23 protein-coding genes are annotated in these 25,885 nt (G+C 58.3%); 11 read left to right on the top strand and 12 right to left on the bottom strand.

Annotated elements, in window-relative coordinates; genetic code table 11:
• Positions 1-55 precede the first annotated feature (55 nt).
• From LAP85_00760 to LAP85_00735, 6 genes are all read right to left on the bottom strand, one after another.
• A complete protein-coding gene (locus LAP85_00760; GenBank protein MBZ5494905.1) occupies positions 56-550 on the bottom strand; it encodes a DoxX family membrane protein in 495 nt (164 codons plus the stop codon).
• Positions 547-1,041, bottom strand: coding sequence for a rhodanese-like domain-containing protein (locus LAP85_00755; GenBank protein ID MBZ5494904.1), 495 nt, complete (start codon positions 1,039-1,041; stop codon positions 547-549). The genes LAP85_00760 and LAP85_00755 overlap by 4 nt, the downstream gene beginning before the upstream one ends.
• Positions 1,042-1,195: 154 nt before the next feature.
• The gene (locus tag LAP85_00750; GenBank protein MBZ5494903.1) at positions 1,196-2,446 is read right to left on the bottom strand and encodes an ABC transporter permease; all 1,251 of its coding nucleotides are present in this window, start codon (positions 2,444-2,446) and stop codon (positions 1,196-1,198) included.
• A complete protein-coding gene (locus LAP85_00745) occupies positions 2,439-3,665 on the bottom strand; it encodes an ABC transporter permease (GenBank protein MBZ5494902.1) in 1,227 nt (408 codons plus the stop codon). The genes LAP85_00750 and LAP85_00745 overlap by 8 nt, the downstream gene beginning before the upstream one ends.
• A 173-nt stretch (positions 3,666-3,838) precedes the next feature.
• Positions 3,839-4,531: an MBL fold metallo-hydrolase gene (locus LAP85_00740; GenBank protein MBZ5494901.1), complete on the bottom strand. Its 693-nt coding sequence runs from the start codon at positions 4,529-4,531 to the stop codon at positions 3,839-3,841.
• A gap of 17 nt (positions 4,532-4,548) precedes the next feature.
• Complete coding sequence (locus tag LAP85_00735; protein MBZ5494900.1) at positions 4,549-5,202, bottom strand: TIGR00730 family Rossman fold protein; 654 nt, start codon at positions 5,200-5,202, stop codon at positions 4,549-4,551.
• Between the two features lie 288 nt (positions 5,203-5,490).
• On the opposite strand from LAP85_00735, the gene LAP85_00730 reads away from it, so the two are divergent.
• Both LAP85_00730 and LAP85_00725 read left to right on the top strand, forming a co-directional pair.
• On the top strand, positions 5,491-6,486 hold the full coding sequence (locus tag LAP85_00730; protein ID MBZ5494899.1) for a VWA domain-containing protein: 996 nt from the start codon (positions 5,491-5,493) through the stop codon (positions 6,484-6,486).
• Positions 6,487-6,650: 164 nt separating this feature from the next.
• Positions 6,651-7,685, top strand: a complete 1,035-nt coding sequence (locus LAP85_00725) for a VWA domain-containing protein (GenBank protein MBZ5494898.1) — start codon at positions 6,651-6,653, stop codon at positions 7,683-7,685.
• Here the strand turns inward: LAP85_00725 and LAP85_00720 are convergent.
• Both LAP85_00720 and LAP85_00715 read right to left on the bottom strand, forming a co-directional pair.
• Positions 7,682-8,284, bottom strand: coding sequence for a cob(I)yrinic acid a,c-diamide adenosyltransferase (locus LAP85_00720; protein MBZ5494897.1), 603 nt, complete (start codon positions 8,282-8,284; stop codon positions 7,682-7,684). The genes LAP85_00725 and LAP85_00720 overlap by 4 nt on opposite strands.
• Positions 8,285-8,558: 274 nt before the next feature.
• Positions 8,559-8,900 carry a TraR/DksA C4-type zinc finger protein gene (locus LAP85_00715; protein MBZ5494896.1) on the bottom strand — a complete coding sequence of 114 codons (342 nt, stop codon included), beginning with the start codon at positions 8,898-8,900 and terminating at the stop codon, positions 8,559-8,561.
• 163 nt (positions 8,901-9,063) lie between these two features.
• On the opposite strand from LAP85_00715, the gene LAP85_00710 reads away from it, so the two are divergent.
• Positions 9,064-10,143, top strand: a complete 1,080-nt coding sequence (locus LAP85_00710) for a succinylglutamate desuccinylase/aspartoacylase family protein (GenBank protein MBZ5494895.1) — start codon at positions 9,064-9,066, stop codon at positions 10,141-10,143.
• Positions 10,144-10,177: 34 nt separating this feature from the next.
• Here LAP85_00710 and LAP85_00705 read toward each other — a convergent pair whose 3' ends face one another.
• A complete protein-coding gene (locus tag LAP85_00705; protein ID MBZ5494894.1) occupies positions 10,178-11,575 on the bottom strand; it encodes an aspartate kinase in 1,398 nt (465 codons plus the stop codon).
• Between the two features lie 154 nt (positions 11,576-11,729).
• Positions 11,730-12,683, bottom strand: coding sequence for an ornithine cyclodeaminase family protein (locus LAP85_00700; protein MBZ5494893.1), 954 nt, complete (start codon positions 12,681-12,683; stop codon positions 11,730-11,732).
• Positions 12,684-12,815: 132 nt separating this feature from the next.
• Here LAP85_00700 and LAP85_00695 point away from each other — a divergent pair, with 132 nt between their 5' ends.
• The 7 genes from LAP85_00695 (at position 12,816) to LAP85_00665 (ending at position 22,761) form a co-directional block, all read left to right on the top strand.
• The gene (locus LAP85_00695) at positions 12,816-12,959 is read left to right on the top strand and encodes a hypothetical protein (GenBank protein MBZ5494892.1); all 144 of its coding nucleotides are present in this window, start codon (positions 12,816-12,818) and stop codon (positions 12,957-12,959) included.
• 260 nt (positions 12,960-13,219) lie between these two features.
• Positions 13,220-14,512, top strand: a complete 1,293-nt coding sequence (locus LAP85_00690; GenBank protein ID MBZ5494891.1) for an amidohydrolase family protein — start codon at positions 13,220-13,222, stop codon at positions 14,510-14,512.
• 47 nt (positions 14,513-14,559) lie between these two features.
• Positions 14,560-15,027 (top strand): hypothetical protein, encoded by a 468-nt coding sequence (locus LAP85_00685; GenBank protein ID MBZ5494890.1) that lies wholly within the window; start codon positions 14,560-14,562, stop codon positions 15,025-15,027.
• A gap of 216 nt (positions 15,028-15,243) precedes the next feature.
• Complete coding sequence (locus LAP85_00680; protein ID MBZ5494889.1) at positions 15,244-17,016, top strand: carboxypeptidase-like regulatory domain-containing protein; 1,773 nt, start codon at positions 15,244-15,246, stop codon at positions 17,014-17,016.
• Between the two features lie 330 nt (positions 17,017-17,346).
• Positions 17,347-20,181, top strand: coding sequence for a PAS domain S-box protein (locus tag LAP85_00675; GenBank protein ID MBZ5494888.1), 2,835 nt, complete (start codon positions 17,347-17,349; stop codon positions 20,179-20,181).
• Complete coding sequence (locus LAP85_00670) at positions 20,178-21,551, top strand: sigma-54 dependent transcriptional regulator (protein MBZ5494887.1); 1,374 nt, start codon at positions 20,178-20,180, stop codon at positions 21,549-21,551. Before LAP85_00675 ends, LAP85_00670 begins: the two co-directional genes overlap by 4 nt.
• A 250-nt stretch (positions 21,552-21,801) precedes the next feature.
• Positions 21,802-22,761 (top strand): tetratricopeptide repeat protein, encoded by a 960-nt coding sequence (locus LAP85_00665; protein ID MBZ5494886.1) that lies wholly within the window; start codon positions 21,802-21,804, stop codon positions 22,759-22,761.
• Positions 22,762-22,803: 42 nt separating this feature from the next.
• On the opposite strand, the gene LAP85_00660 is transcribed toward LAP85_00665, so the two are convergent.
• Entirely contained in the window at positions 22,804-23,901 is a 1,098-nt protein-coding gene (locus LAP85_00660; GenBank protein MBZ5494885.1) for a hypothetical protein, read from the bottom strand.
• A gap of 78 nt (positions 23,902-23,979) precedes the next feature.
• Positions 23,980-24,333, bottom strand: a complete 354-nt coding sequence (locus LAP85_00655; GenBank protein MBZ5494884.1) for an STAS domain-containing protein — start codon at positions 24,331-24,333, stop codon at positions 23,980-23,982.
• Positions 24,334-24,576: 243 nt separating this feature from the next.
• Between LAP85_00655 and eno the strand changes: the two genes are divergently transcribed.
• Positions 24,577-25,851 carry a phosphopyruvate hydratase gene (eno, locus tag LAP85_00650; GenBank protein ID MBZ5494883.1) on the top strand — a complete coding sequence of 425 codons (1,275 nt, stop codon included), beginning with the start codon at positions 24,577-24,579 and terminating at the stop codon, positions 25,849-25,851.
• Positions 25,852-25,885: the final 34 nt, after the last annotated feature.

Here is a 25,885-nt window from a genome sequence, read left to right as displayed (position 1 = left end):
TGGGGTGTGCAAGCCGGCTTGCGCCTCGAGGCTTAACGTCATATGAGCACTGGGCCTATTGTAAAAGCGGCAGCAAGCTGCCGCCCTCCGAAGTTCGGCTTCTAAGGTGGACGGTGCGAGAAAACAGGACCTGCAATGCCAGCAAAAGCAGGCCGGCATCCCGCGCCAGGTCGAGTTTCATGCCGGCAAACAGCTCTTCCGGCGTCTTCGCCTGAGCCGACACGGAAAAGCAGCCGCAGTCGACGGCGATCCCGCGGGCCAGATCCGTCGACAGGGCGGTCATAAATATGATCAGCATGGCCCCAATCAGGAGCGCGGCGCCCCTGCGCAGCCATCCCGAGATCAGGGCAAGCCCGGCAAGCAACTCCAGCCAGGGGAGCACAATGGCAAGGGGATTCACCAGAACGCCCGGCAGGATCCGGTAGTTCCAGATCATCTGCGCGAAGCCTGGAGGATCAGCGATCTTCGACACTGCGGAATACACGAAGACCGACCCGAGGAGAATTCGCACCAGGAACGACAGCCAGCGCGTCTCGAGCAGGCGCATCACGGTTGTTTCCCTCGTTTGATTGGCCAGCCTTTGCCTTGCCATACGGGGAAACCGTCCCGGTAAAGATAAATATTGTAGAAATTGGCCAAGGCGAGCTTTCCTGAAAGCCTGACCGCATCTTCACATTTGCCACCCGAGCAGTAGACCACAATCACGGCATCGGGCTTCAGTCCCCTGGCCTGGAGGGCGGAGACCCTCTGGTCCGCATCATGTTCCCAGACCGGGATGTTGATTGCCTTTTCAATGTGCCCCTGTTCGTAAATGCTGCTCCGGCGGGCGTCTATGAATAGTGCGCCGGCATGATGCAGGCGCAGCGCCACATCGCCGGAAATCTCGAGATACAGGAGGCCCGGGTCCTTCGGCGGCGCCTCCAGGCGCAGAATCCACGCAAGCTTTCGCGATTCAGGGCGCAAGGAGTTCGTGCCTGCTCCCAGGAAACCCGCGGCGATCATCAGGAGCGCTGCTTCGGCCAATATCCGCTTCCATTTCATTGACGATAAAATACCACCGCAGAAGCCGCAGTGAAACTCGAGAAAACAAATGCAAAAACGAAACGCAGAAACCGCGGCAAATAACCCGAATGACACAAAAGAAAAATTCGCGCCGTTGGTGTCCTTCGTGGCCGCTTTGTTTTTGCCACTGTATTTATTTGGCGTAGCCGATGGCGTTGACGGGCTGCAGCTTTGAAGCGCGGTGCGCAGGGTATAAACCGAAGAAGACGCCGATCGCGATCGAGAACATGACCGCCAGCATGATGTAGACGGGCGACAGGCTGAACGGCAGGCCGGTCATGAGAGAGACTGCGAAAGCCGACGCGAGGCCCAATATTACGCCGAACACACCGCCGAAACCGGTCAGCACGCCGGCTTCGATCAAGAACTGCCACAGGATGTCCTGGCGTTTGGCCCCGACCGCTTTGCGGATGCCGATTTCACCGGTGCGTTCGGTTACGGAAACCAGCATCATGTTCATAACGCCGATGCCTCCGACCAGCAGCGCTATGGAGGAGATTGCCGAGAGAACCATGGCGATCGGCGCCGTGATTTTGGCGATGAATTCGAGCGCGGCATCGGAGGAGGTCACAGCAAAGTCGTTATCCTGATTGGCCTTCAGTTTCCGCTGCAGGCGCATGACCCGGATGACGTCCTCCCGGGCCGTTTCGAGTGAGACGCCTTCCCGGACTGCGGCTGCCACGACCTGCGTGTCCTGCTCTTTCCACATGGTGGTTTTATAGGTTGTGTAGGGAATCATGGCGAAGTTCTCACCCATGCTGCCGAACAGGGTCTTCCGCTCCACGAAGGTTCCGACGATAGTGAAATCGTCGTCCGCAATCCTGACCTTCTTTCCTATCGGATCGATGTTGGGGAACAGATCGCGCCGCGGGCTGTGGCCCAGGACAACAACCTTGGCGCGATGGAGGAGTTCCTCGTCCGTGAACATCCTCCCCTCTTCCATATCGAGGCTCTGGATGTAGAGGAGCGAAGGCTGCGTGCCGATCACCTGAACCATGCGGCTCTTTTGATCCTTATATCGCAATGTGGGGGGAGGGCCTTGTGGCTCTACTATAAACGAAACATGGCGCAAGGTCCCGCACTTCTCGCGTATCGCCTGCGCATCCTCTTCGCTGATTTCCTTGCGATGAAGCATCGACTCGTCGAATCCGGCGACAAAGAAGTCGAACTTCTGCACCTGCAGCACGGTCTGCTCGGAACTGCTGATGTCTTTGGTAATACTGTCTTTCAGGCCGAGCAGAATCGAGACCATCCCCATCAGCGACGCCACGCCGATCGCGACTCCAAGGATGATCAGCCCGCTCCGGAGCTTGTGCGTGCGGAGCACGTCGACTGCGATCACCAGGTTTTCACCAATCAGTCCCGCACGTTTGCCGTCACTCATAGCGCAATGCCTCGATCGGATCGAGCTTAGCAGCCTGCACCGCCGGATAAGCACCGAAAAAGACTCCCACCGCGAACGTGACACCCATGCCGATCGCAATGGACCATATTTTGATCGCGTACGGGAGAGGAGAGAAGAGAGCAATGACGGCGGCGATGACAAAGCCCGCCGCGATCCCCAGAATGCCGCCGACGCTCGAGAGCGTGACGGCCTCCACTAGAAACTGCCACAGAATGTTCATGCGCGTCGCGCCCACAGCCTTGCGTATACCGATCTCCCGCGTGCGTTCGGTGACCGACACGAGCATGATGTTCATGATAACGATCCCACCCACCACCAGGCTGATGGAGACGATTCCGATCAGCACGTTAAAGATCTTCGAGCTGATCGTGGCCCAGAGCTTCAGCAGATTTTCGGAGGTCGTGATGGCGAAATTATCTTCCCGTTTCGGCCCCAGGCGGCGCAAGGAGCGCATGGCCAGGCGGGTTTGGTCGATACAAGCGTTCACCTGATCGAGGCTTATTGCTTTGATGGATATCGTCAGGGACTGGTGCGTGCCGAACATTTTCTGGAATGCGGTGATGGGCATGACGACCATCAGGTTGGCGTTGCTGCCCAAACCGCTGGGCTTTTGGGCGAGCACGCCGATGATGCGGAATGGCATCCCCGAAATCCTGATTTCCTTGCCGATCGGGTCGACTCCGGAGTAGAGCCGATCGGCCACGTCGAAGCCGATTACCGCCACGTCATTGCTGTGCTGAACTTCCAGGCTGGAGAAATGCCGCCCGTCTTTCAAGTCCCAGCGCCCCAACAGGGGATAGTTCTCGGATCTTCCCACAGTCAAGACCGATTTTATGCTGAGGGCTCGATTTCGCACTTCCGCGCCCACGCTCAAATTCGCGTCCATGTACTCGGCCAGCGTGACGTGGGTGCGCAAGAAGGCCAGGTCGGAGAGTGTGATTTTCGGATTGTGCAGGGATTTCAGGAATTTATCGAAATCCGAAAGGATGTCGAGGCCGTTCACCTGCTGCACCGCGAACACGCCGGAGCCTTCGCCGGCCACTTCATTTTCGATGTAGGAATTCGCGCCGTCGATAATGCTGACCACAGCTATAACCGACATGACGCCGACGATGTTGCCGAGCAGGGTCAATATGGTTCGCAGTTTATTGGCCCAGAGAGCCTCAAGCGCTACCATCACCCCTTCCAGGAGCTGCATTAGGACACTTCCTCCAGGATATGCATACTGATACGAGACCGCCCCAAAAAGGTTAACGAGATCTCTCAAATCAGGCCGAGGCGGTTGTTTTTCGTTAGAGTCTTCGCGTCCCGGCGTTTATGAGCTGCCGACGTGACTCTATCTCTGAGACTCGAAGACTCAAAGAAAGAAGATCAACGGTCAGGTCCCATGGCATGCAGGAAATCAGCCACTGCGGCGAACTGCATGTAGGGATTGCTGCGCTTCTGCTCGCCCAGGGTTGACGTCGCCTGATCCCCATAGGAATGTCCCGGATAGAGGATGATCTCGTCCTCAAGGGAGCGCAGCCGCCGATTCAGGCTCCACCACATCTTTTCGGGGTCTCCGCCCGGAAAGTCCACCCGTCCGCAGGCATCAATAAACAACGTGTCCCCGGAGAAGAGATTCTTTTCGACGAGAAAGCACTGGGATCCCGGAGTATGCCCCGGTGTGTGCAGCACCCGGACCGGGACTTTTCCGATGCGGATCTCGTCGTTATCAGACACGGATTGGATGTTTCCGGCGCGCCGGTCGATGAATTCGATGGGTACCTGGTAGCGCGCGGCCATCTCACGCATATATGAGATTTCCTCTGCGTTCAGGTAGATCCTCGCATCGGTGGTCTCGAGCAGTTCCTCGAGTCCATTGACATGATCGGGATGCGCGTGGGTGACCAGGATATGGCCCAGCTGGAGGTCAAGGTCCCGTGCGGTTCGCAGGATGCCGGGCACATCCCAGGCAGGGTCAACGACCGCCGCTATGCGCGTTTCCGCGCATCCGATGATGTAGACAAAGTTCATCATCGGACCCAGCGCCATTTGCCTGATGATTATTTCTGCTGAAGTCATGATCGTCCCCGGTAAAATCAGTTGGCGAGGTGATTGTCCTTGAGGATCGCGAGCACATCTTCCGAGGTATCAGCCAGCTTCATGATCTGTCGGTCTTCATCCGAGATCAGGCCTCGCGCCAGGAGGTTTTGTTCCACCCAGCTCAGCAGGGGCGCCCAGAATGAGCGGCCCACCAGAATCACAGGGAAAGGTTGGATCTTGTGGGTCTGGATCAGCGTCACGGATTCGAACAACTCGTCCAGGGTGCCAAACCCTCCAGGCAGGATGATAAACGCCTTCGAGTATTTGACAAACATCACCTTGCGCACGAAAAAATATCGGAAATTCAGCAGTGTTTTGATATAGGGATTGGGGCGCTGCTCCAACGGGAGTGCGATGTTGAGCCCGACGGATTGCGCGCCCGCCTCAAAGGCGCCCTTGTTGGCGGCCTCCATCACCCCGGGGCCTCCACCCGTTATGATCGTATATCCGGCATTCGCAATGGACTTTGCCATCTCATAGGTCATCTCGTATTGCTCGCTTCCAGGCAGGATCCGTGCGGACCCGAAAAAGGTCACGCCGGGCTTAATGTGCGAGAGTGTCTCAACGCCTTCCACAAACTCGGCCATGATGCGAAATAGACGCCACGACTCGCTGGCGCTGATCTCATCCACAACGTAGTGTCTTTCCATCCATGCCTCCGTCAGGTTCCCCGTGTATACCGGATTTGTGCCGCTGCGCATCCGCGGAAGTGGAATTATAGTCTCCCGGACCGAATGATCCAATTTATCATCCTCGGCATCTGAAACCCTGAGAGTTCTCTACCGGGCTGCCTTGGAGCACGGCATCCTGCAGCCGCCTTCGAGTGGGGCAAAGCAGTGCGGGGAAAACACAAGGCGCAGACAAGCCTGCGCACTCCAAGGACTTCGTCGCAAATTCTCAACTCCCGGCGTATTATGGAGGAAGCGACGCGAGGCTCTATGCGCGTAAACCCACGGCTGCTGAGTCTTCCAGGAGTTTTTTCGCTCGGCTTGTTGCTCTGCTTTCCGCTCGTCCAGAAGGATTCAAAGCAGAAGAGCATCCGCGTCGAAGTCGAAATGGTCTCCCTCCCGGTAGTTGTCATGAAACGAGACGGGAAGCATGTAGCCGATCTGCAGAAGGAGGATTTCCGGGTCTTCGAGGACAAAGTCGAACAGAAGATTGAAGGGTTTGCGGCTGCCGATGAACCGTTTTCCGTCGCTCTGATGCTGGATACCAGCGGCAGCACCATGCTGAAACTCGAGCGGATTCAGAATGAAGCGATCCGCTTCGTCAATCTCCTGCACTCAGGGGACTCGGTTGCGGTCCTGTCCGTGGCCGAAGATACCAGGCTGCTGGAAGATTTTACGGTGGCCCGCGGGCGCATCGCGAGCGCGATTCGCAGAACCGAATCCGGCGGGGCGACCGCGCTCTACGAGGCTGTCTGGCTGGCGCTTCAGGAGGTGCTCAAGCCCGTTCGTCAGCGGAGCGCGCTCATACTCTTCACCGACGGCGTCGATACCGCCAGCGAAAAAGCCTCGAAGGTGGAGACGATCGAGCTCGCAAAAGAGAGCCGGGCTCCCATTTATTGCATTTATTTCAATACCCAGGATGAGATGCAGGGGACCAACCGGATCCCGACACCCGGCGAACGGCTTCCCAGGATGCCGGGTCTGGGATCGAGCACGGAGGACTACATGGGAGGGCGCCAGTATCTTTCGAATCTGGCCGATTACAGCGGTGGCATGGTGTTCGACGCTCTCAGAATGGAAGACCTGGGCCTCGCCTTTGAGGCCATAGCCCAACAACTCACAAGCCAGTACAGCATCGGTTACTATCCCACCAATTCAAAGCATGACGGCAAATATCGCAGGGTGGAAGTAAAGGTCTCCCGGCCTGGGCTCTACGTGCAGACCCGGCAGGGCTACTTCGCTCCCTACGACAAAAAGCAGAAGTAAAACCGCCACCAAGCGTGCGGCTCGGCCGCATCCCAAAAATCTCAACGCTGAGTTCCCCTGAGAGCGCACAAACTGAAACGCGAGTGAAAACTCGTGTCATTTGCAGCCGTTTTTGCCTTTCGATTTTGCTGCGGTATCATTGTGGACTGGGGGTGTGGGGGATTATGTCTTTCAGCAAAGGAAGTGTTTTGCTCTCGGCTTTTTTGAGTTTGGGCGCGCTTGTCTGGCTCGGGTTTGGGCAAGACTCGAAGCCGAAACAGGCCAACGGCCAAGCCATCCAGGTGCAGGTCGAGATGGTCTCGCTCCCCGTAGTGGTCACGACCCGCGACGGAAGACGGGTTACTGACCTCCAGAGAGGGGACTTCGAGGTCTTCGAGGACAAGGTGCCTCAGCAGATCGCGGGATTCGCGGCAACGGAGGAGCCCATATCAGTTGCTCTGACGCTTGATACGAGCGGCAGCATGCAGAGAAAGCTGAGACTGGTTCAGGATGAGGCCATTCGATTCATAAACAGGCTCCATCCTGATGATTCGGTGGCTGTCCTCTCTTTTGCCGACGAGGTCACCCTTCTGGAGGATTTCAGCATCGACAGGGAGCGCGCGGGTTACGGGATCAAAGAAACCCGGGCCGGCGGGGGCACGGCACTGTATGAAGCGGTCTGGCTCTCGCTGGAGCAGGTGCTCAAGCCGGTCAAAGAGCGGAAAGCCCTTGTTCTCTTTACCGACGGGGTCGACACGGTCAGCCGCAAGGCGTCGATGAAAGAAACGCGGCAACTGGCCAAGGAATCGGACGCAACCATCTACTCGATCTATTTCAACACCGAGGGCGACATCGACAGGATACAAACCCCGACGCGGGGGGTAGGGCGCTTCCCGTATCCCTATCCCCCGATCGTTATAGGCCCGGGCTCCCCCGGCCCCGGGTCCGGCCCGATCGATTACCTCGAAGGGCGGCGCTATCTCTCCGATCTGGCCGAGGACAGCGGCGGGATGTTTTTCGACGCCCTCAAAACAGAGGACTTGGGGCCTGCCTTTGAACAAATTGCACAGGAACTGGCCAGCCAGTACAGCATCGGATATTATTCGACCAACACCAGGCACGACGGAAGATTCCGCAACGTTCAGGTAAGAGTGAGTCGCTCGGGACTTGTGACCAGGACTAAGAAGGGCTACTTCGCACCCAGGCAGACCGGCGGTTAGATCCCATCTTCCAGGTCAGGAGAATCCGTCACCACCGCATCCCTCTTGCCGAATGTAGGATGGGTTTCCGGCTGGGAGTTTTGCTGATTGACGTAGCGTGCCAGGACGAAGCACAGATCAGACAACCGGTTGAGATAGCGGATGATCTGGGGATCGACACGCTCGGAGCGGGCCAGGTTGACACAGCGCCGTTCGGCGCGGCGGGCCACCGTGCGAGCCAGGTGCAACAGGGCTCCCGGGGCGATGCCTCCGGGCAAAATGAAGCGCCGCAGCGGTTTCAGGATTACTTCACAGTAATCGATCTCCTGCTCGAGAGCCTGGATGTCCCCATCCGCGATGCCGGGAATATCCCACTCGCTTCGTTGCATTCCCGGCGGCAACGCAAGGTCGGCACCGATGCTGAACAGGTCGTCCTGTACGCGGCGCAGGATGCGGAGCACTCGTTCCGGCAGAGGAGACGCGCACACCACTCCCAAAACGGCGTTCAGTTCGTCAACGGAGCCGTAGGCTTCAATACGCACCTCATCTTTGCGGACACGTTTCCCCCCGATCAGGCCGGTGGTGCCATCATCGCCACTCTTGGTGTAAATCCTCGTCATTTTGGACCTCAGACGGCCGACTTCCCATCCCGAAAGGGGGTTAGAAGTCAGACGCCGCACGAAGCCGGTAGGGCAACCGTTTTCATCGAGCGGGCCTCCGGACATGGGCATCATCACCCATTCCCAATATCCTGCAAGTATAATGCACATTGTACCGTGAGCCAGCGCAAAACGGCCGGCAACCGCGGTCGGACGAAATCAGAGGAACCATCAGGGGGGAGCATTGAGGGAGGCCGCCAACAGGAGCGCCTTCCTCGAGGGCTGGTCAGGGGGATCAGGCGGTCTTTTTCTCCTTGCAAACGATGCAGACGGACGTCCAAGGCACCGCCTTGAGGCGCACCACGCTGATGTCCTCGCCGCACATCGTGCACACGCCGTAGCTGCCGTCATCGATGCGCCCGAGCGCCGCTTCAATGGCACGCAATAACTTGGCATCCGTTTGAAGCAAACGGATATTCACGTGCACCTCGTTATCGTCGCTGGCCTGGTCCACAAAGTCGCCATGACGCGTGTTCTCCATATTTTCCCAGTGGGTCTTCTTCCCGGTGGAGTTGGTGATCGCGGCGCGCTTGCGTTCCAGAATGCTTCTAAACTTCTTGAGCTCAGTTTTCTTCATACTGCAACCTCGGCTGTTGAGAAACCAGCCCGACTAAAAAAACATTAATTCTACAATATCGATCGGTGATAGTAAAGAAACTAAAAGGTAAATCAACTATGGCGCCCGGGCGCGACTTGGTGATAGAAGGTACCCAACTGAAACTATTCTAATGGGGGCCGTTATGGATCACAGTCATCTCGGTGCAGAAATATTCGCCATCCTGCTGGTCGCACTTGCGCTTTCCTGCAGCATATTGCCGGCACAGACATTTAAGGTGGGATCCCTCCAAGTGCCGCCGGGCCAGATGCAGTCCGGCTTCCTGACCGTCCCGCGCGGGATGGACGGCGAGACCCAAATCCCGGTAACGGTGATCAACGGTGCCGCCCGGGGTCCGGCCCTCGCCGTCATAGCCGGAAATCACGGCTACGAGTACCCGCCCATCCTGGCCACGCAGCGACTTCTCTCACGTATTGAGCCCCAGAAGCTGAAGGGACGAGTGGTCATCGTGCATGTAGCGAACTTGCCCTCCTTTATGAAGCGCACGATCTACTACAGCCCGATTGACGGAAAGAACCTGAACCGGGTCTATCCGGGAAACATCGACGGAACCATCTCTGAGCGCATCGCCTATGTGATCACGAAGGAGGTGATCGAGCGCACGGATTATCTGGTGGACTTGCACTGCGGCGACGGCAACGAGTCGCTCCGTCCTTACAGCTACTGGAATCCCATCGGCAACCCGAAAGTGGACGAGCCTGCAAGGCAGATGGCCATTGTCTTCGGTCTCAATAACATCGTGATCGACCGCAGCCGGCCCACCAATCCCAAAGACGCCAAGTATTGTTCCAACACAGCCATGACACTTGGGAAACCGGGCCTCACGATCGAATCCGGGGGCATGGGTGTGTCGAGCGACGAAAGCGAAATCACCGCCATCGAGAGCGGGGTGCTGAACTTGATGCGCTACCTGAAAATGGTCGACGGAAAGGTTGAGTCGCCGGCCAAGATCACCTGGTATGACCCGGCTGAAGTGCTCTATTTCCCTGCGAATTCCCAGGATAAGGCGGGGCTCTTCTTCCCGAAAGTGCAGAAAACCCAGATGGTCGAGAAGGGAGCGCTCCTGGGGGTTGTAACCGACTTTTTCGGCAAACAGATCTACGAGCTCCGGGCACCGTTCGCCGGCGAGGTGCTCTACATTATCAGCACCCCTCCGATCAGCGCGGGCGAGCCGCTGGCGTTTGTCGGGGCCATTCAAAAATAACAGGCCCGACATCATCAGCCGCCGCATTTCATGCTTATTCGAAGATCGTGGGGTCCAGTTGCTGGAAAAATGCTTCGTGGAGCCGGGCGACAATATCTGCCACCTGGCTGTCGCCGACGACGAGATTCATCATGATTGGCGACGCTCCGTGCATGACTATCCCGGGCTGGAGATCCTCAACGGCTTTCAAAACGCGTCCCGCGACGCCCGCATCGCGGGAAAAATCATTGCCGACGAGAGATATGACTGCCCTTCCTCCCTCGACACGGGAGTGGCCGAGGCGTGAGAGTTCCTGGAGCAGATCACGTTCACGCTCCTCTCCCAAGGAGTCTGCGTCGAACACAAGAGCCACACAGGAAGCCGATGCCGTGGTCATCAGCGGTTGGATCCCCTGACGCGCACAGGCCTGGAGCACGGTCTGCAGAAAGTCAGGTATCCCGGGGGCTCCCGGACCATCCACTCCTTGGCCTGCATTGGCATGGAGGACTTTGACCGGCCGTTTGTAGGCGATCGACTTGATCAGGTTGGTGCACGCCGGCACCGTGGCCGATATAGAGGTTCCGGTGGCTTCCGGGCGTTTCGAGTTGTATATGTGCACCGGAATGCCCTTCTGCGCTGCCGGATAGATCGCCTTCGGGTGAAGTACCTTGGCGCCGAAGTAGGTGAGCTCGGCTGCCTCCGCGTAGGAGCACAACTTTACCGTGCGCGCACCCGCGAATAGAGCCGGATCAGCGGTCATCAAACCCGAAACGTCCTTCCAGATCTGGATGTCGGAGGCCTCCAGCGCAGCCCCCACGATCGCTGCGGTGTAGTCAGATCCCTCGAAACCGAGCGTGGTGGTGGCGCCGTTGCGCGCTGAGCCGATAAAGCCCTGGATAACGGGAACCTCGCCCCTCTCGAGCAAGGGAGTCACCCGGGAACAGATGTTGTGGTTCGTGAGGTCAAAAAACGGGACAGCAGCGCCGTAACAGTCGTTGGTCTTTATCAACTCCCGCGCGTCAAGCAGATGGGCCGGTATGCTCCGCGCAGACAGCGCGTCGGCGACGATAGCCGACGAGATGAGTTCCCCGTAGGATAGAATCTTGTCCAGCCCGCGCGGGGGCACCTCCCCAAGGATCGCCAGGCCTTCCAGCAGCTTGCCGAGCTCGCCAAAGTATTCATCGATACGGGTGAAGACGGCGCTCCCGTTTCCGGCCAGGCGGCGCGCCTCGCTCTTATGCCGCGCCTTGAGATCCACAACCAGGGAGGCACAGATCCGGCTGTCTCCCGCGGCCGAGGCTGTCGCCGCCCGGAGCAGCTTGCGCGTGGTTTTGCCCATGGCGGAAACCACGATCACGGGCTTCCAAGGCAGACGATCCCGAATGATTTCAGCGACCCGCTCGATTGAGTTCGCGTCTTCGACGGAAGTTCCGCCGAACTTCATGACAATCATGGATAATTCCGCCGGCCGGAAAAGGGCATCCCGATTTTGGATTGCGGGTTCTGGCTCTGGCGCCGGCTGAAACTCGTCAAGAACTGAATCTCAGACTCCAAAATCAAAAATCTGAGATCCAAAATCGGGATGTATCCTTATGCCCGCTTTTCGCCTAGAGTGGGAGGGGCTCGCCGATGCCGGCCTTCACGGCAGCCTGATAGATTCGGCCCGCGAGTGCCACATCCTCGAGAGCTATGCCGTTGGACTTGAAGAGTGTGATTTCGTTATCGTCCTCCCGCCCTGGAAAGTCCCCGATTACAACCAGGCCAAGTTCCCGCGCATCTTCCCAGTAGAATGCGCCCGCTTCCGCCGCGCTGATCAGGTCTCCCGACTCGATGAGCGCCTGTTCGATCGAATCAACTACCACGCAAGCGCTGCGGCGCACGGCCTCTACATCGAGCTCACGCCGGCTCAGATGGTTGGAGCCAACCGCGTTCAGATGCGTTCCCGGGGCCAGCCATTCTCCGCCGAACACGGGCTCCTTCGAGTTAGTGGCCGTAACGACGATGTCCATATCCTTGACTGCCTGCGCAGGTTCGGAGGCGGCCTCCACATGAATTCCCAGCATCTCGCTCATTTCATTGCAGAATCTCCGGCGGCGCTCTTCGTCGCGCCCATAGGCCAAGATGTTCTTGATAGGACGGACTGCACAGACAGCGGCGAGCTGTGAGCGAGCCTGAAGCCCGGTGCCGATGATTCCAAGCCTGGAAGCTCCAGCCCGGGACATGTACTTGGTGGCTACTCCGGTTGCCGCCCCGGTGCGCAGCTGGCCCAGCAAACCGGCCTCGATCACCGCCAGTGGCTGGCCGTCTTCGCCGCTGTAAAGAATAACGTGGAATCTGACCTGGCCTTCAACCGACGTGTAGCTCTTGAGCCCGGCCCAACCCAGGGTCGGCAGGGATGCGCTCATCACGTGCAGAATACCCCGCACGATGCGGCAGCGCCGCCTGGGCACGTTATCTGTCTTCTTATCCCCTTGCAGCCGGAACGCTTCCTCCACGGCTTCGAGCGCCATCTCCATGCTGGCGAGCTTTTGTACATCCGATTCGCGTAGCAGAATTGCCATGAACGTTCCTCATCCGATAGTAAACCGCAAGCCCCAACCTGACCGCAAATCAGTTACAGCTTCACTATACTGAACCCGAACTGCTTGTCCAAGCAAAGATTCATTTGTCGAACTGCCTCAGGAAACCACGAAATGCTTGAAAAATCCCGACCTCCGGCCCCTGGCTTCCGGCTTCCGACCATCGGCGCCTGGCTGCATCGCGGAAATGTCATGGGACAGAAGAAGACTCCCGCAATCCACACCCTACTTCGCATCAGTTACCGTGATGACATGTGACTGTGGTCGGAAGCCGGAGGTCGGGAAATCATATGAGTTGAAAGCAGGGTTGCCTTGGGGATATAATTAGATTCGGCCCGAGAGGGTGATGCCCGATCCAAGTACCCGCGGTTGGACCCTTAGAGCGGGGGCGTCAGGATTGCTGGCTACGGCCATAGAGCAAAGTCCAGCCAAGCTGGAGCGCCTGGTCCCTTGGTACCCCACTCGGGCCCTTCGTGTCTGCGCCCTTCTAATTCTGGATTATCACGCAACCTTGAAAAATGATTCGAACCGTCCACACCGCTAAGTACGTCCTGGCTGAGGCGGGCATGCTGCTGCGCAATGCTGCGGTTCATGTATCCGACCCGGGCCGCATTTCGAGGCTGGAGCCGTGGCAGAGCCCGCCCCCGAATCTGGAGACCAGAGTGGTCAACTGGGGCTCAGCCATTATCCTTCCTGGTCTGGTCAACGCTCACTCCCACCTGGAACTGACGCGGATGCGCAAGCTGGCCGACCGGAGCACCTCCTTTACCGGCTGGCTTTCGGCAGTGATGACGGGAAGGCAGGAGTGGACGAAGGAGGACTACCTCGAATCGACACGAAAGGGGGCGCAACTCTCCCTGGCTTCCGGCACTACCCTGGCGGGCGACATCTCGGCCAGCGGCTTCAGCTGGGAGGCGCTCAAGCCTGAAAAGTTGCGAAAAGTGGTTTTCGAAGAAGTGACTGCGCTCCAGCCCGAAAGAGCGCACGAGGCCATTTCCCGCCTGCAGGCGCGGCTCGAACGCGTGGAAACTGACGGCTATTTGTCTTCGAGCGCGTCGGCACACGCACTCTATTCCGTTTCTCCGGACCTGTTTCGCGCAGTGGCGGAACTTGTGCGTGACCGGGGCTCCCGATTTGCAGCCCACGTCGCAGAGACAATGCAGGAGGTGGAGTTCTTGAGATCCGGGATGGGGGAGTTCGTGGAGTTCCTGTCCGGTCTTGGAGTGTTGCCCGAACGATGGTCTCCGCCCGGATTGGCTCCTGTTCCTTACCTTGAAGAACTGGGTGTCCTGGAGCGTCCTGCCATCCTGATCCACTGCAATTATCTGGATGAGGATTCGATGGCGCGTATCCTGAGCCGGTCCTGCAGCGTCGTCTACTGCCCGCGCAGCCACGCCTTTTTCGGCCACGAGCCGCATCCGGTGCGGCGGTTGCTCGACATGGGCATCAACGTGGCTCTCGGCACCGATTCGCTGGCGAGTACCGACTCGCTCAGCATTCTGGACGAGATGCGCTTTCTGTTCCGGAACCGGAAGGATTTGAAGTGCGACGAGATCATCCGCATGGCAACGTTGAACGGCGCGGTTGCGCTTGATTTCGGCGGAGTGCTGGGCCGCCTGCGGCGGGGTTATTGGGCTGATATGACGGTGCTCCGGCTGCCCGATGGCCTGAGCGACAGAAACGTAACGGCACAGATCCTGGAAGGGGCCGGCGAGTGTCTGGCCACCATCGTCCAGGGTGAAATCGTCTGGACAAAAGTGCCCATCCTGAAAAAAATGACGAGTGACGAGTGGCGAACGAAAATTGAGTAATTAGTCATTTCCCCTCTTGGTTCGTCATCGGATCATGAGGAACACGTATGTTTAGAAAGTCGATTTTTTGGGGTTTGACCTTGATGCTGGGCACTGTGCTCGTGTGGCTCATCATCCAGGGGCGCAAGGAAGAAACCCGACTGGCCGCAGCCCCCTCTGAAATCGTGAAGACGGCCAAGTCAAGTTTCACGCGCGTGATCGCCCCGAGCGACCTTGATGCGGCGGAATCACGCCTGGAGATTACTACCAAGACTCCCGCGCCGGGCGCCGTTGGTCAGGTCGTGATCCACAACCGCGGCAAGGTTGCCTACCACGGTGTGATGCTGAAGGTCTCTTGCCTCGGCAGCGGCGGGAAGCTTCTGGACACCCGCACGCAGCTGGTGCCGGAAACGATTGCGGCCGGACAGACTCTTACCGTTGGCGGCATCGTTCTGGACACCGTTCCGCGCGGCACCGTTCGCTGCAGCGTCAGCATCCTCTATTCCGATCTCGGTCCTGCCCCGCGCGCGGAATGACAGGGGATTCCCGCGTCCATGGTCATGCAATGCCAGCCGGCGCACTTCCTGGTTCGGCGCATATCGAGACTGCGGAAAAGCCGGTCCGCTGCCGCCGCTTACCCGAAATGGCCAAATGACTTGCGCTTGTTGACATCGCACTATCCTCATGATACTCTCCTGCCAGATCTGGTCTGATGCGGATCTTATGGCACCAGACAGGCAGGACAGAGATTCATGAGACGCTCTCCCCTCGTTCTCCCTTTGATAGTCGTCTTCATGTCCATGGCAGCGGTCCCGTCTGCGATGGCGGGCAAAGGGAACGGATCTCTCGCGGGGACAGTCATGGCACAGGACGGCCGCGGACTGATCGGCGCTGTCGTTGCGCTGTTCAGGCAGGATGACCGCGGCGCCGTTATTTCCCTCACCAAATCCGATCTGCACGGGATTTATAGCCTGAACGATATCGCTCCCGGTTCGTACTCACTGCGGGTGAGTCGGAACGGCTACCAGGCGCTCAACACACCTCGCGTGACCATAGATGCCGGCAGGACCACAACGATCAATTTTGTCATGCTGGAGTTCCTCGACTTCATTTCCGCGCGCAACGATCCCCGCAACTGGGACCTCAAGACGGTAATGCGGAGCACGTCGGATCGCCGCTTGATTTTCCGAGGCCTGCCCGGAACGGCGACACGGGGAGAGAGCGCTGAAATATTTCATCGAAACGGCGCGCTGAATGTCGCTTCCAGCGCGCTCCTGGGCGGAGACAACTATGCGGCTTTCCCGAGCCAGGGTGATGCGGGCATCGTCTCCAACTTCGCCTTTTCGGAACCCGTCAGCCTGCACAGCCGTATGATCTTTTCCGGCCAGCTCACATCCGGTTATGACTCGCTGTGGAGAGTGCGCAATACATTCCACTACAATCCGGATCCGAGCAGGGACATAAAGTTTTCGGTGGGTTACGGGCGCATGAATCTCAATCGCTTGAGCGCAGGAACGATGGCGCGTCCGGACGAGTTCTTCAGCCAGGATCCGGCGCGGCGTGATTCGGGAGTTGAGACGCTGGCGATGGGCATCGCAGCCAGCAACGAATTTTTGAATACCCTGGCAGTGGAATATGGATTGGACCTGTCCCGCATCAACTACGGATCCACAAGAAACCTCTGGAGCCCGTATTTCCAGCTCGTCGTAACGCCACAACGAGGATGGCTGCTCCGGGCTTTGATGACGTCCCGACGCACAAGTTACAACAACAGCATCGAACTGCCGGACGGGGACAGCGTGAATCTGATGGAGCCCGCTTCCATATCCAAGATCGACAACAAAATCAGCATCAGCCAGGTCAGGCACGCCGAGCTGTCCGTGGCCAAGAAACTGGCGGAAGACACATCCGTGGAACTGTCGGTGTACCGCGACCGCGCCGACGGACCAGGCACACCGTTCCTGATGACTGTCAACACCAAGAGCGGCAAGAAGTCGTGTGCGGCGCAACTCCGTGGCGACCAGGATTCTCAGCAGGGACTCAGAGTCGAGATCGCGCGCATGCTCATGGATTCGGTGCGCGGCTCGATCACCTATGACTACGGCACGGCATCCGGTCTTTCCAGCCCCGATACACCGTTATCCAGCGACCTGATGGTGAACCGGCTGCTGGATTTTGTCCACCGCTCCTACTATCACTCCGTTACCAGCCAGCTGGAGGCCAAGATCCCGCAGACACGGACGCATGTGCAGGCAACCCTGCGGTGGTACCCTGGAAACCCGATCAGCCCGATCGACCTTTTTGCCGACAAATTGGATATCTTCACCAAGGGCATGAGCTTCTCCCTGCGGCAGGCGATCCCACTCCCCGAGTTCATGGGCTACGCCGGGCACTGGGAGGCTCTGATTGACCTGCGCAATCCGTTCGATCAGGGTAGAAGCATGATTCCTACCTCGGACGGACAGCTCACCCTGACTCGCAACCCCCGCACGCTTCGCTTTGGCTTGAACCTCAATTTCAACTAGAAACGTAGTAGCGACACCCCGACACTCAGGGAAAAACTCGAAAGACACGGGAGTTGTGTGCCAGCGTTTCGGCCTCACGAGTCTCTTGCTGCCAACTATACGAAGCGTTTATACTTGTCCAGACGGGGATGCCGGCATCCAAGATGTTGGACTTGAATCCAAACCCTTGAAGGTTCAGCACCACAGATCTCGATCTCCGCAGCACACGCGCAGGTAAGTTATGCGGGCTCAATATTTACGGATACTGTGGGCACGGATCCCCGGTTGCATTTTGGTATGAATATTGCTTGTCGCTATCTTGGACTGTCTACCCAGTTACCAGAGTTCAAGATGAACATGTTCCCCGTGCCTTTCAAGACCGTCGCGATGACTCTTCTGACGCTTGTCGTCGTGACGGTCGGTATTCTAAACCTGCGCGATCGGGCATCATGGATTGATGCTACGGACGGGGCATTTTGGGTGGAGTCGGAATCGGGATTAAGGGCAGCCGAAGTGGCTCCGGATGGCCCGGCGGCGGCGGCCGGCATCAAGCAGGGGGATCTGCTGATTTCCTTGAACGGCAAAGCTGTTGCCAACCTGGGTGAATATTCTGACGAGTTATACCGCGTCGGGCCGCACGGGTCCCTCCTCTACGGGTTGCTGTCCGGTTCCGACACTCGTGAAGTAGGGCTGCAACTGGCTGGCAGGTCTTTCCTGCAACCCAAGGATGGGCTTCGGACGACCCTGGCTTTCCTGTATCTGGGCATCGGGATATTTGTGATGATCCGCGGCAGCAACCTCTCGCGTGCCTTCCATTTTTACCTGCTTTGCCTGACTGCTTTTGTTCTTTGCCTGTACAGCTTTACGCCCAGATGGGGCGCGTTCGACCAGTCCATCTACGCTCTCTCGGTATCTGCGTGGCTGCTGCTTCCGGCGCTTTTCATCCACTTCTGCCTGCGTTTTCCGATCGATCCCAAACCGGCTCACACGAGGGCGCCGCTTCTTTACGCGCCGATGATCGCACTGGGAGTGCTTCAGGCGCTTTGGATGACGGGCCATCTGGCAGACGCGGGCCTGCCGCTCGATGCCCGTTCGCTTGGGATTCTCGACCGCGTTCATCTCGTCTACCTGTGCGCCGGTCTCCTTATCGGGGGGATTATTCTGCTGCGGCGCAAGATGGCAGCCCGGGATCTAACTACGGGCCAGCAGATGAAGTGGGTCAGCTATGGTACGCTTGCCGGCACAGTGCCTTTCGTCCTGATTTACGGGCTGCCTTCGCTGTTCGCCGTGCGCGCCAGTTTCCCGATGCTCGCCTCTCAGTTGTTTCTGGGCCTGATTCCTTTGTCGTTCGCCTATGCGATTCTTCACTACCGGTTGCTGGACGTCGAAGCCATCGTGCGGCGCAGCGCCGCCTATCTGGTGGCGAGTTCGCTCCTGCTTGCCCTATATCTGGTTTTTGTTCTGGTGCTGGGCAGGTGGCTGCAGTCGATCGTGCCTGACGCAGATTTCGTGATCATCTGCATTGCCGTTCTGGCGATCGCCATGATGTTTGCCCCGCTTCGCAACTCGATCCAGGCGCGTCTGGATCGCATTTTTTACAAAGAGCAGTTTGATGATCGGGCCAGCCTCCTCGATTTCGCGCGGACGTTGAGCACGGAAATGAGTTTGCCGCGTCTGTCCCGGAGGATCCTCGAGCGGATAGCCAAGACTTTTCAAATCGACAAGGTGGTTTTGTTTCTTGCGGATCCGGTCAATCCCGGCCGCTATCGCGTCGCGGACGCCTTGGGACTGTACGTGCCCATGGCCGAAACCTGGCTTCTGGAGGAGGCGGACCTGGGCGGTGCGGATCGGCCGCCGAGCGTTTCGGATCAAGCGCAAGGTGTCAACCACCTCCACCGTGCGCATCCCGCTCTGACTTCGAAAGGACTCCATTTCCTGCAGGATCTCAGACTGCGCGGCCGGCGCATCGGTGTGATCGGCCTGGGGCAACTCGCGCGCAACCAGCATTTCTCCACGGAGGACCTCGATCTGCTGGATGCTCTCTCCGGCTATGCAAGCATAGCTCTTGAAAACGCCAATCTCTACCGCTCGATCGAAACCAAAGCGCTGGAACTCGAACGACTCAAGATCTACACGGAAAACATCATCGAAAGCATCAACATCGCCGTCCTGGCGCTCGACTTGAAAGGCACGATCACTTCCTGCAACCGGGCATTTGAAGAGCTTTACAAGATCGGCCGCAACCGGATTGCCGGCAGCAGTGTGGAAAACCTGCTGGGCAAAGACGTGGTCGCCTCGATCCAGCGGGTAACCGGAACTTCCGGCTGGAATGTCAAGTCGGCCGGCAACATCTTCAAGCTGTACCTGCAAACCCACAAGGGCCAGAAGCTGATCGTCAATATGAGCATTATCCCGCTGCTCGATGCGATGGACCTGAACTCCGGCTGCCTGATCGTGATGGACGATATCACCGACAAGATGCGGCTCGAGGATCAGTTGCTGCAGGCAGAGAAATTGAGCTCCATCGGCCTGCTGGCCGCCGGCATCGCCCACGAGGTCAACACGCCGATTACGGGCATTTCGAGCTACGCGCAAATGCTGCTCAAGGAGACTCCCGCCGACGATGTGCGCAAGCCGATCCTGGAAAAGATCGAGAAGCAGACCTTCCGGGCGGCGGAGATCGTCAACGGGCTCCTGAACTTTGCCCGTATGAACGGGAGCGAGTACACGGACCTGGATCTGAACCAGTTGATTGGGGAGAGCCTCTCTCTGCTGGAACACCAGTTCAGGCAGAATCACGTCGAGATCACATATTCCCCCGACCAGTCCATTCCGAGAGTTTATGGAAACGCAGGCAAGCTGCAGCAGGTTTTCGTCAACCTGTTCCTCAATGCCAGAGACGCCATGCCCTCCGGCGGATCGCTGAAGGTCGAAACTTCAAAAAATGATACAATGGTAGTGGTGGACATCCGTGATTCGGGCGCGGGCATCTCCGCTGAAAACATCAGGAAAATCTACGACCCGTTCTTCACTACCAAGAGCACCGGCAAAGGCACGGGGCTCGGCCTCGCCGTTACCTATGGGATCATTCAGGAGCATGGCGGGAGGATTTTCGTCGACAGCGCCCCGGCCAAAGGCACTCATTTCAGGCTGAAGCTGCCCACCCGGCAATCGTTGCAGGAATGATCAAAAAGGGACGTATACTGGTCGTCGATGACGAGGAGGTCGTGCGCGACGTCCTTTCCACGCTGCTGAGCGCGGAGAACTACGACGTCGATCTGGCGCAAAACGGTGCGCAGGCCCTGGACATGGTGCGGGGCGGAGATTATGGCGTCGTCCTGCTGGATCTGATGATGCCTGACATCGACGGCCTGCAGGTGCTGGAATCGTTCCGCAAGATCGAGGGCACACCGGAGACCGTAGTCCTCACCGCATTCGCATCGATCGAAAAAGCCGTCCAAGCCACCAAGCTCGGAGCCTTCGACTTCATCACCAAACCGTTCAAGAACGACGAAATCCTGCTGGTGATCAAGAATGCGATCGAGCAGCGCCGCCTGCGCGATGAGAACGAGAGGCTGAAAGACTCGCTGCGACAGCGCTTCAGCTATCGGAACATCATCGGCAAGAGTGCTGCGATGCAGCAGATCTTCGACCTGATCGCGCAGGTCGCGCCCCGGCGCAGCACCGTCCTGATTCAGGGTGAGAGCGGAACCGGCAAGGAGCTGGTCGCCAAAGCCATCCATGCCGCAAGCACCCGCGCCGATGCTCCTTTCGTGGCCATCAACTGCGGCAACATCCCCTCCGAACTGCTCGAGAGCGAGATCTTCGGCCACGTGCGCGGCGCCTACACGGGCGCTACCAGCTCCAAAAAAGGCCTGTTCGAAGTGGCGGACGGGGGGACTTTCTTTCTCGACGAGGTCACGAGCATCTCCCTCGAGATGCAGGCCAAGCTCTTGCGCGTGATTCAGGAGCGGGAGTTCCGCCGGCTGGGTGGGCTGGAGAACATCAAGGTTGACGTGCGCATTATTGCCGCCACCAACAGTGATCTGCAGGCGGCGGTGGCCGGCGGAACATTTCGCGACGACCTCTACTACCGCCTCAACGTGATCGTGATCAAGCTGCCACCGCTGCGGGAACGCAGCGAGGATATTCCTTTGCTCGCCGACCACTTCGTCAAGAAATATTGCGATGAAAATGGCCGCGGGCCATGTGTTCTTGACCCCACAGCGATCAGGATTCTCCTCGATTACGGCTGGCCCGGCAATGTCCGGGAACTCGAAAACGCCATGGAGCGCGCCGTCGTTCTTTGTCCAGGGGATACCCTAACGGCAGATCTGTTCCCCAGGAATATCAGTACAGTCCAGCCCCAGGGTCCGGATGGCCATCTCGAAGACAGCATTCCGCTCAAGGAGCGGGTGGGAAATTTCGAAAGGACATTGATCCTGGCCGCGCTGGAAAAGACGGACTGGAATCAGAAGAAAGCCGCCGAACTGCTCTCGGTAAATCCGACTACGCTGAGCGAGAAGCTGAAACGCCTTGGGATTCGCCCCCACTGAGCACCATTTCCTCCGGGATGCGGCGGTCCAGGATTGTCGAAGACGGTTTCCCTCTTCGCGCTTCGTCCGTCGCCAATCGTCAATTTGTTGTGGTACCTTGACTTGCCGAATTGTTGCGGATACATTCTAGCATCGGCTGTTCGAACCATCGCGTGCTGCTGAAACTTGCGGGCGCCGTTTGAACTCAATAAAGAGAGGGCAGTGCCGTAATGATGGTTACCTGATAGGCTCTTGCAGAAGGAAATGGCGTATGAGACACGTGCATTTCGTCGGCCGGTTCGCAGTCACGGTGTGCGCCTTGCTCATGGCGCTGCCGGCAGTCGCGGATTGGAAGCAAGCCGTCGCTTATTACAATCAAGGAAAATTCGATTTGGCGATTCAGGAGTTGAAGCCGGACCTGGACAAGAATCCCGACTGGGAGCCCGGGCACCGCCTGGCCGGACTCTGCTATTTGAACCTGAAAAACAACGCTCTCGCCATCTCCGAACTCGGCCGCGCCGTCCAGCTCCAGTCCAAAGCCTTCGCCACCTATCGAGGTCTCGCACAAGCATACTTCAACAGCGATAGACTCGATAACTGCGTCCAGACCCTCAACCAGGGGGAGCAGTTTGCGAAAGAGCCTGCCGACCTCTATGACCTGCATCATCTGAGGGGGGCGGTTTACTACCGGCAGCAGAAGTACGACCAGGCAGTCGACGACCTCACGGGCGCCATCCGCATCAGGCAAAACGATTGGGTCGATTTTTCTCAACTCGGAGTCGCCTATTACAACCTGAATCGCCAGGATGAGGCCGTTCAGATGCTGCAGAAGGCACTGGCACTGAAGCCCGGGGAAACCATCACCTCGGGATTTCTCGGCAAGACCTACTTCAGGCAGGGCGTCGCAGCCCTCACCAACAAACAGTACAGCCAGGCGATCGACTTGTTGCACAAGGCCGGGACATACACTCCGAACGACGCCTACGTGTATTACAACACCGGCGAAGCCTATCTGTTTCTGAACAACTATCCTGAAGCGGAAAAAGCCTACAATCAAGCGCTCAGCCTTCTGCCCCGCAATGCGGACATTTACCAGCGGCTGGGTTTTTTGTACGAAAAGCAGAAGAAGTGGGATCAGGCGTTGGGCGCCTACCAGAAAGCCAGCGGCATCAATCCGTCGCCCGGCCTGAAAGAAGCGATTGCCCGCGTGACCGAAATGAAAAAGAAATAGATGCTTTGCAGTGTGGCAGCTTGCCGCCACATTCCGGAGTGTCTAGCGCGCAACAGAGTAGAATACCTCCCAGTTGCGGACGTTCCCCCCTTCGTCCACCGCCACTACGCGGATCCGATATCGTCCTTCCGGGCGCGCCGGATCAATCGGGAATTCGAACTGAGTGCAGCGGCCGCCGGCGGCATCGGCCTGGCGGCCTTGCAGCACCTGGCCAACCGATTCGTCTACAACGAAGATTCCTGACGGGGAGAGATCGTTGGCTCCGTCGCGCGTGAAGAGCCGCATGCCCAATGTCGCACCTGCCCTGACGGGATCAGGGACAAAAGTGGCTCGATCCAGCGCGGGCGCCTCTTCCTCCATGGTGATGGTGACGTCGGCCGGATCGTAGCCGCGCACGCGCGCGAGCCACTGTTTTTCCAGGCTGGAGGCTGGAGTCTTGAAACAATCGGCCAGGCTTTCTTCCAGGTCTTTCTTGGAGAGCGACTCGAAAAGCTTCATCATGCGCTCCCGCCCATAGAGCTCACGGCAGGTGGTGAGAAAAGTGATGCCGGGAGCCGCAGTGCGCAAATCATGGACGGGTCCCGAAAGCTCGGCCCTTGTGGACAGCAGCGCCAATCCGAGGGGACTCATGCGGTCCAGGTAGTAGCAGATCGTCCATGCCGCTCCCAGCCTTTTGACCGTGTTGGAGAAGTCATGGGCAATCATCTCCGACATTCCTTCCAGCAGGAACCGGTTTCCCTCCTTGGAAGCGCCGCTGCCGGACAGATTGATCAAGGCCATGCGGGCCAGTTCGCGCGCCGCGCCGTGGAGCAGGAAGCCGTTGGAGTCCCTGGCCGAGGCAGGATCGCCCATGCCGAGGGTAACGGTGGCATGCTGGGCGTCCACCGTCGCCAGCGCGCCCTGCCAGTTGATCACGATCAAAACCCGGCTCGGCAGCTTGCCGCCGGTGGCGCTATCGACATACTCCCAGCAGCGCTCCAGGTCGCTGATGGTCTCCCGGCCGAGCCACTGGCGCTCGACGGGGATGCGGATGCGCACATGCTTCGCCACGATGCTGTCGTCCCACACCTGGGCTGACACCACGGGAGCGAGAAAGAGCGGGCAGAGGCAGGCGGCCATCCAGGTGAAAACAGCTGCCATCCAGGCCCTACCGAAGAGACGTGTTCTATTACCGAACATCTGGTGGATCAAACTAAACACGACGGATACCGAAGTGCTTCATGAAGCCGATTTGGACACGAAGCTGCTCAAGGCGCCGGCCTCGTCATTGTACCAGTCAAAGACGTTGACCAGTTTGGTGACGGTAAGGAGATCGACTACCTTTGTGTTCGGCGACAGCAGTTTGAATGAGCCACCCGCCTTCCGGATGGCCGTGAAACATCGGATGATCTGCCCTAAACCGGCGCTGTCGATGTAGGGAACCTTGGCCAGGTTCAGAAGGAAATTCCTCCGCCCCTGTGCCAGCATTTCGTCAACGGCTTGCCTGATCTGAAGGTCGCCCTCGCCGAGAAGGATCTTCCCCTCCACGTCAAGAATCGTAACCTCATCCGCTAACCGGGATGATAGCTTCATGAAAACCTCCGGCAGATGAGACCAGAAACTAGCATAGCCCCTGGCTACTGTCAATTTCAGTGCCGCGAAATCGCGATAATCCTCCAAAACTCGAAGAATCTTTTCCGTGAATTTCGTGCTGTGCGCGGCTGCTGAGGTCACCCGCCGCATTCCTTGATCGGTTGCGGTTCCTATGCTATACATCAGCGTCGCGGTACAAACCACCACGGGGGCAGATGCCGCCTTTGTCCGGAGTGCAAAATGATCAGTCCTATCCGTTCGATTGTTGCCAGAGAGATTCTGGATTCCAGAGGAAACCCGACGCTCGAAGCGGATGTGGTGGTGGAGGGGAACGCCCGCGGCCGCGCGGCTGTACCGTCCGGAGCATCGACGGGCGTCCACGAGGCTATAGAACTCCGTGATGGAGACGGGATGCGCTATGGCGGCAAAGGCGTGCTTCGTGCCGTAGAGAATGTCAACAACATCATCGCCCCTGCCCTCAGCGGCGAGAATGTCTTCCGGCAGAGGGCCGTCGACCAGATCCTGATCAATCTCGACAGCTCACCCAACAAAGGCAAACTGGGCGCGAACGCCATCCTCGCCGTTTCCATGGCCGTGGCGCGTGCCGCGGCCGCGACGCTCGGGATGCCCCTCTATCGTTATCTCGGCGGCTCCAATGCCTGCATCCTCCCCGTGCCGATGATGAACATCCTCAACGGAGGGGCGCACGCCGATAATAATGTCGATCCCCAGGAGTTCATGATCGTGCCCGCAGGAGCCAAGTCCTTCTCCGAGAGCCTGCGCATGGGTGCCGAGACCTTCCATGCCCTGAAGGCGGTCCTCAGGAAGAAGGGTTACGCCACCTGCGTAGGTGACGAAGGCGGCTTTGCGCCCAACCTGAAATCAAGCGAGGAAGCTCTGGACGTGATCATGGAGGCCATCAACAAGACCGGCTACGAAGCGGGCAAACAGATCTACCTGGCGCTGGACGTCGCTGCCAGCGAGATGTATGTCGACGAAAGATATTTCTTCAAAAAGTCCAGCGGCGCCCGCCTGACCGCCGACCAGATGATTCAGCTGTACGAACGCTGGACCCGGCAGTACCCGATCGTATCCATCGAGGATGGGATGGCGGAAGACGACTGGCAGGGATGGGTTGCCCTGACCGAGGCACTCGGCGAGAAGATCCAGCTGGTGGGCGACGATGTCTTCGTGACCAATTCCCAGCGCCTCGCGAACGGCATCGCCGATGGTGTGGCCAACAGCATCCTGATCAAGTTGAACCAGGTCGGCACCGTGAGCGAAACCCTGGATACCATCGAGCTCGCGAAGAGTGACAGCTATACCACCGTGATCTCGCACCGCTCCGGGGAGACCGAAGACTCATTTATCGCCGATCTCGCCGTGGCCTGCAACGCGGGACAGATCAAGACCGGCTCGGCCAGCCGGACCGACCGCGTGGTGAAGTACAACCAGTTGCTGCGTATTGAAGAGGAACTTCGAGGTCAAGCCCGCTTCCTGGGGAGCCAGCTCTTCTGATTTTGGATTTCGGATATTGGATTGACGCACCAAA

It is taken from the genome of Terriglobia bacterium (genome assembly GCA_020072565.1).
In the GTDB taxonomy this organism is placed as follows: Bacteria; Acidobacteriota; UBA6911; order UBA6911; family UBA6911; genus JAFNAG01.
This window is presented reverse-complemented; position numbering and strand designations above follow the sequence as displayed.

What these genes read in the sequence shown, in the direction of transcription:
- LAP85_00725 (MBZ5494898.1), top strand. Translation starts at nt 6,651, where the DNA reads ATGTCTTTCAGCAAAGGAAGTGTTTTGCTCTCGGCTTTTTTGAGTTTG.
- LAP85_00730 (MBZ5494899.1), top strand. Translation starts at nt 5,491, where the DNA reads ATGCGCGTAAACCCACGGCTGCTGAGTCTTCCAGGAGTTTTTTCGCTC.
- LAP85_00660 (MBZ5494885.1), bottom strand. Translation starts at nt 23,901, where the DNA reads ATGGCAGCTGTTTTCACCTGGATGGCCGCCTGCCTCTGCCCGCTCTTT.
- LAP85_00740 (MBZ5494901.1), bottom strand. Translation starts at nt 4,531, where the DNA reads ATGACTTCAGCAGAAATAATCATCAGGCAAATGGCGCTGGGTCCGATG.
- LAP85_00705 (MBZ5494894.1), bottom strand. Translation starts at nt 11,575, where the DNA reads ATGATTGTCATGAAGTTCGGCGGAACTTCCGTCGAAGACGCGAACTCA.
- LAP85_00700 (MBZ5494893.1), bottom strand. Translation starts at nt 12,683, where the DNA reads ATGGCAATTCTGCTACGCGAATCGGATGTACAAAAGCTCGCCAGCATG.
- LAP85_00755 (MBZ5494904.1), bottom strand. Translation starts at nt 1,041, where the DNA reads ATGAAATGGAAGCGGATATTGGCCGAAGCAGCGCTCCTGATGATCGCC.
- LAP85_00690 (MBZ5494891.1), top strand. Translation starts at nt 13,220, where the DNA reads ATGATTCGAACCGTCCACACCGCTAAGTACGTCCTGGCTGAGGCGGGC.
- LAP85_00695 (MBZ5494892.1), top strand. Translation starts at nt 12,816, where the DNA reads ATGCTTGAAAAATCCCGACCTCCGGCCCCTGGCTTCCGGCTTCCGACC.
- LAP85_00655 (MBZ5494884.1), bottom strand. Translation starts at nt 24,333, where the DNA reads ATGAAGCTATCATCCCGGTTAGCGGATGAGGTTACGATTCTTGACGTG.
- LAP85_00745 (MBZ5494902.1), bottom strand. Translation starts at nt 3,665, where the DNA reads ATGCAGCTCCTGGAAGGGGTGATGGTAGCGCTTGAGGCTCTCTGGGCC.
- LAP85_00665 (MBZ5494886.1), top strand. Translation starts at nt 21,802, where the DNA reads ATGAGACACGTGCATTTCGTCGGCCGGTTCGCAGTCACGGTGTGCGCC.
- LAP85_00715 (MBZ5494896.1), bottom strand. Translation starts at nt 8,900, where the DNA reads ATGAAGAAAACTGAGCTCAAGAAGTTTAGAAGCATTCTGGAACGCAAG.
- LAP85_00735 (MBZ5494900.1), bottom strand. Translation starts at nt 5,202, where the DNA reads ATGGAAAGACACTACGTTGTGGATGAGATCAGCGCCAGCGAGTCGTGG.
- LAP85_00720 (MBZ5494897.1), bottom strand. Translation starts at nt 8,284, where the DNA reads ATGACGAGGATTTACACCAAGAGTGGCGATGATGGCACCACCGGCCTG.
- LAP85_00750 (MBZ5494903.1), bottom strand. Translation starts at nt 2,446, where the DNA reads ATGAGTGACGGCAAACGTGCGGGACTGATTGGTGAAAACCTGGTGATC.
- LAP85_00710 (MBZ5494895.1), top strand. Translation starts at nt 9,064, where the DNA reads ATGGATCACAGTCATCTCGGTGCAGAAATATTCGCCATCCTGCTGGTC.
- LAP85_00685 (MBZ5494890.1), top strand. Translation starts at nt 14,560, where the DNA reads ATGTTTAGAAAGTCGATTTTTTGGGGTTTGACCTTGATGCTGGGCACT.
- LAP85_00670 (MBZ5494887.1), top strand. Translation starts at nt 20,178, where the DNA reads ATGATCAAAAAGGGACGTATACTGGTCGTCGATGACGAGGAGGTCGTG.
- LAP85_00680 (MBZ5494889.1), top strand. Translation starts at nt 15,244, where the DNA reads ATGAGACGCTCTCCCCTCGTTCTCCCTTTGATAGTCGTCTTCATGTCC.
- LAP85_00675 (MBZ5494888.1), top strand. Translation starts at nt 17,347, where the DNA reads ATGAACATGTTCCCCGTGCCTTTCAAGACCGTCGCGATGACTCTTCTG.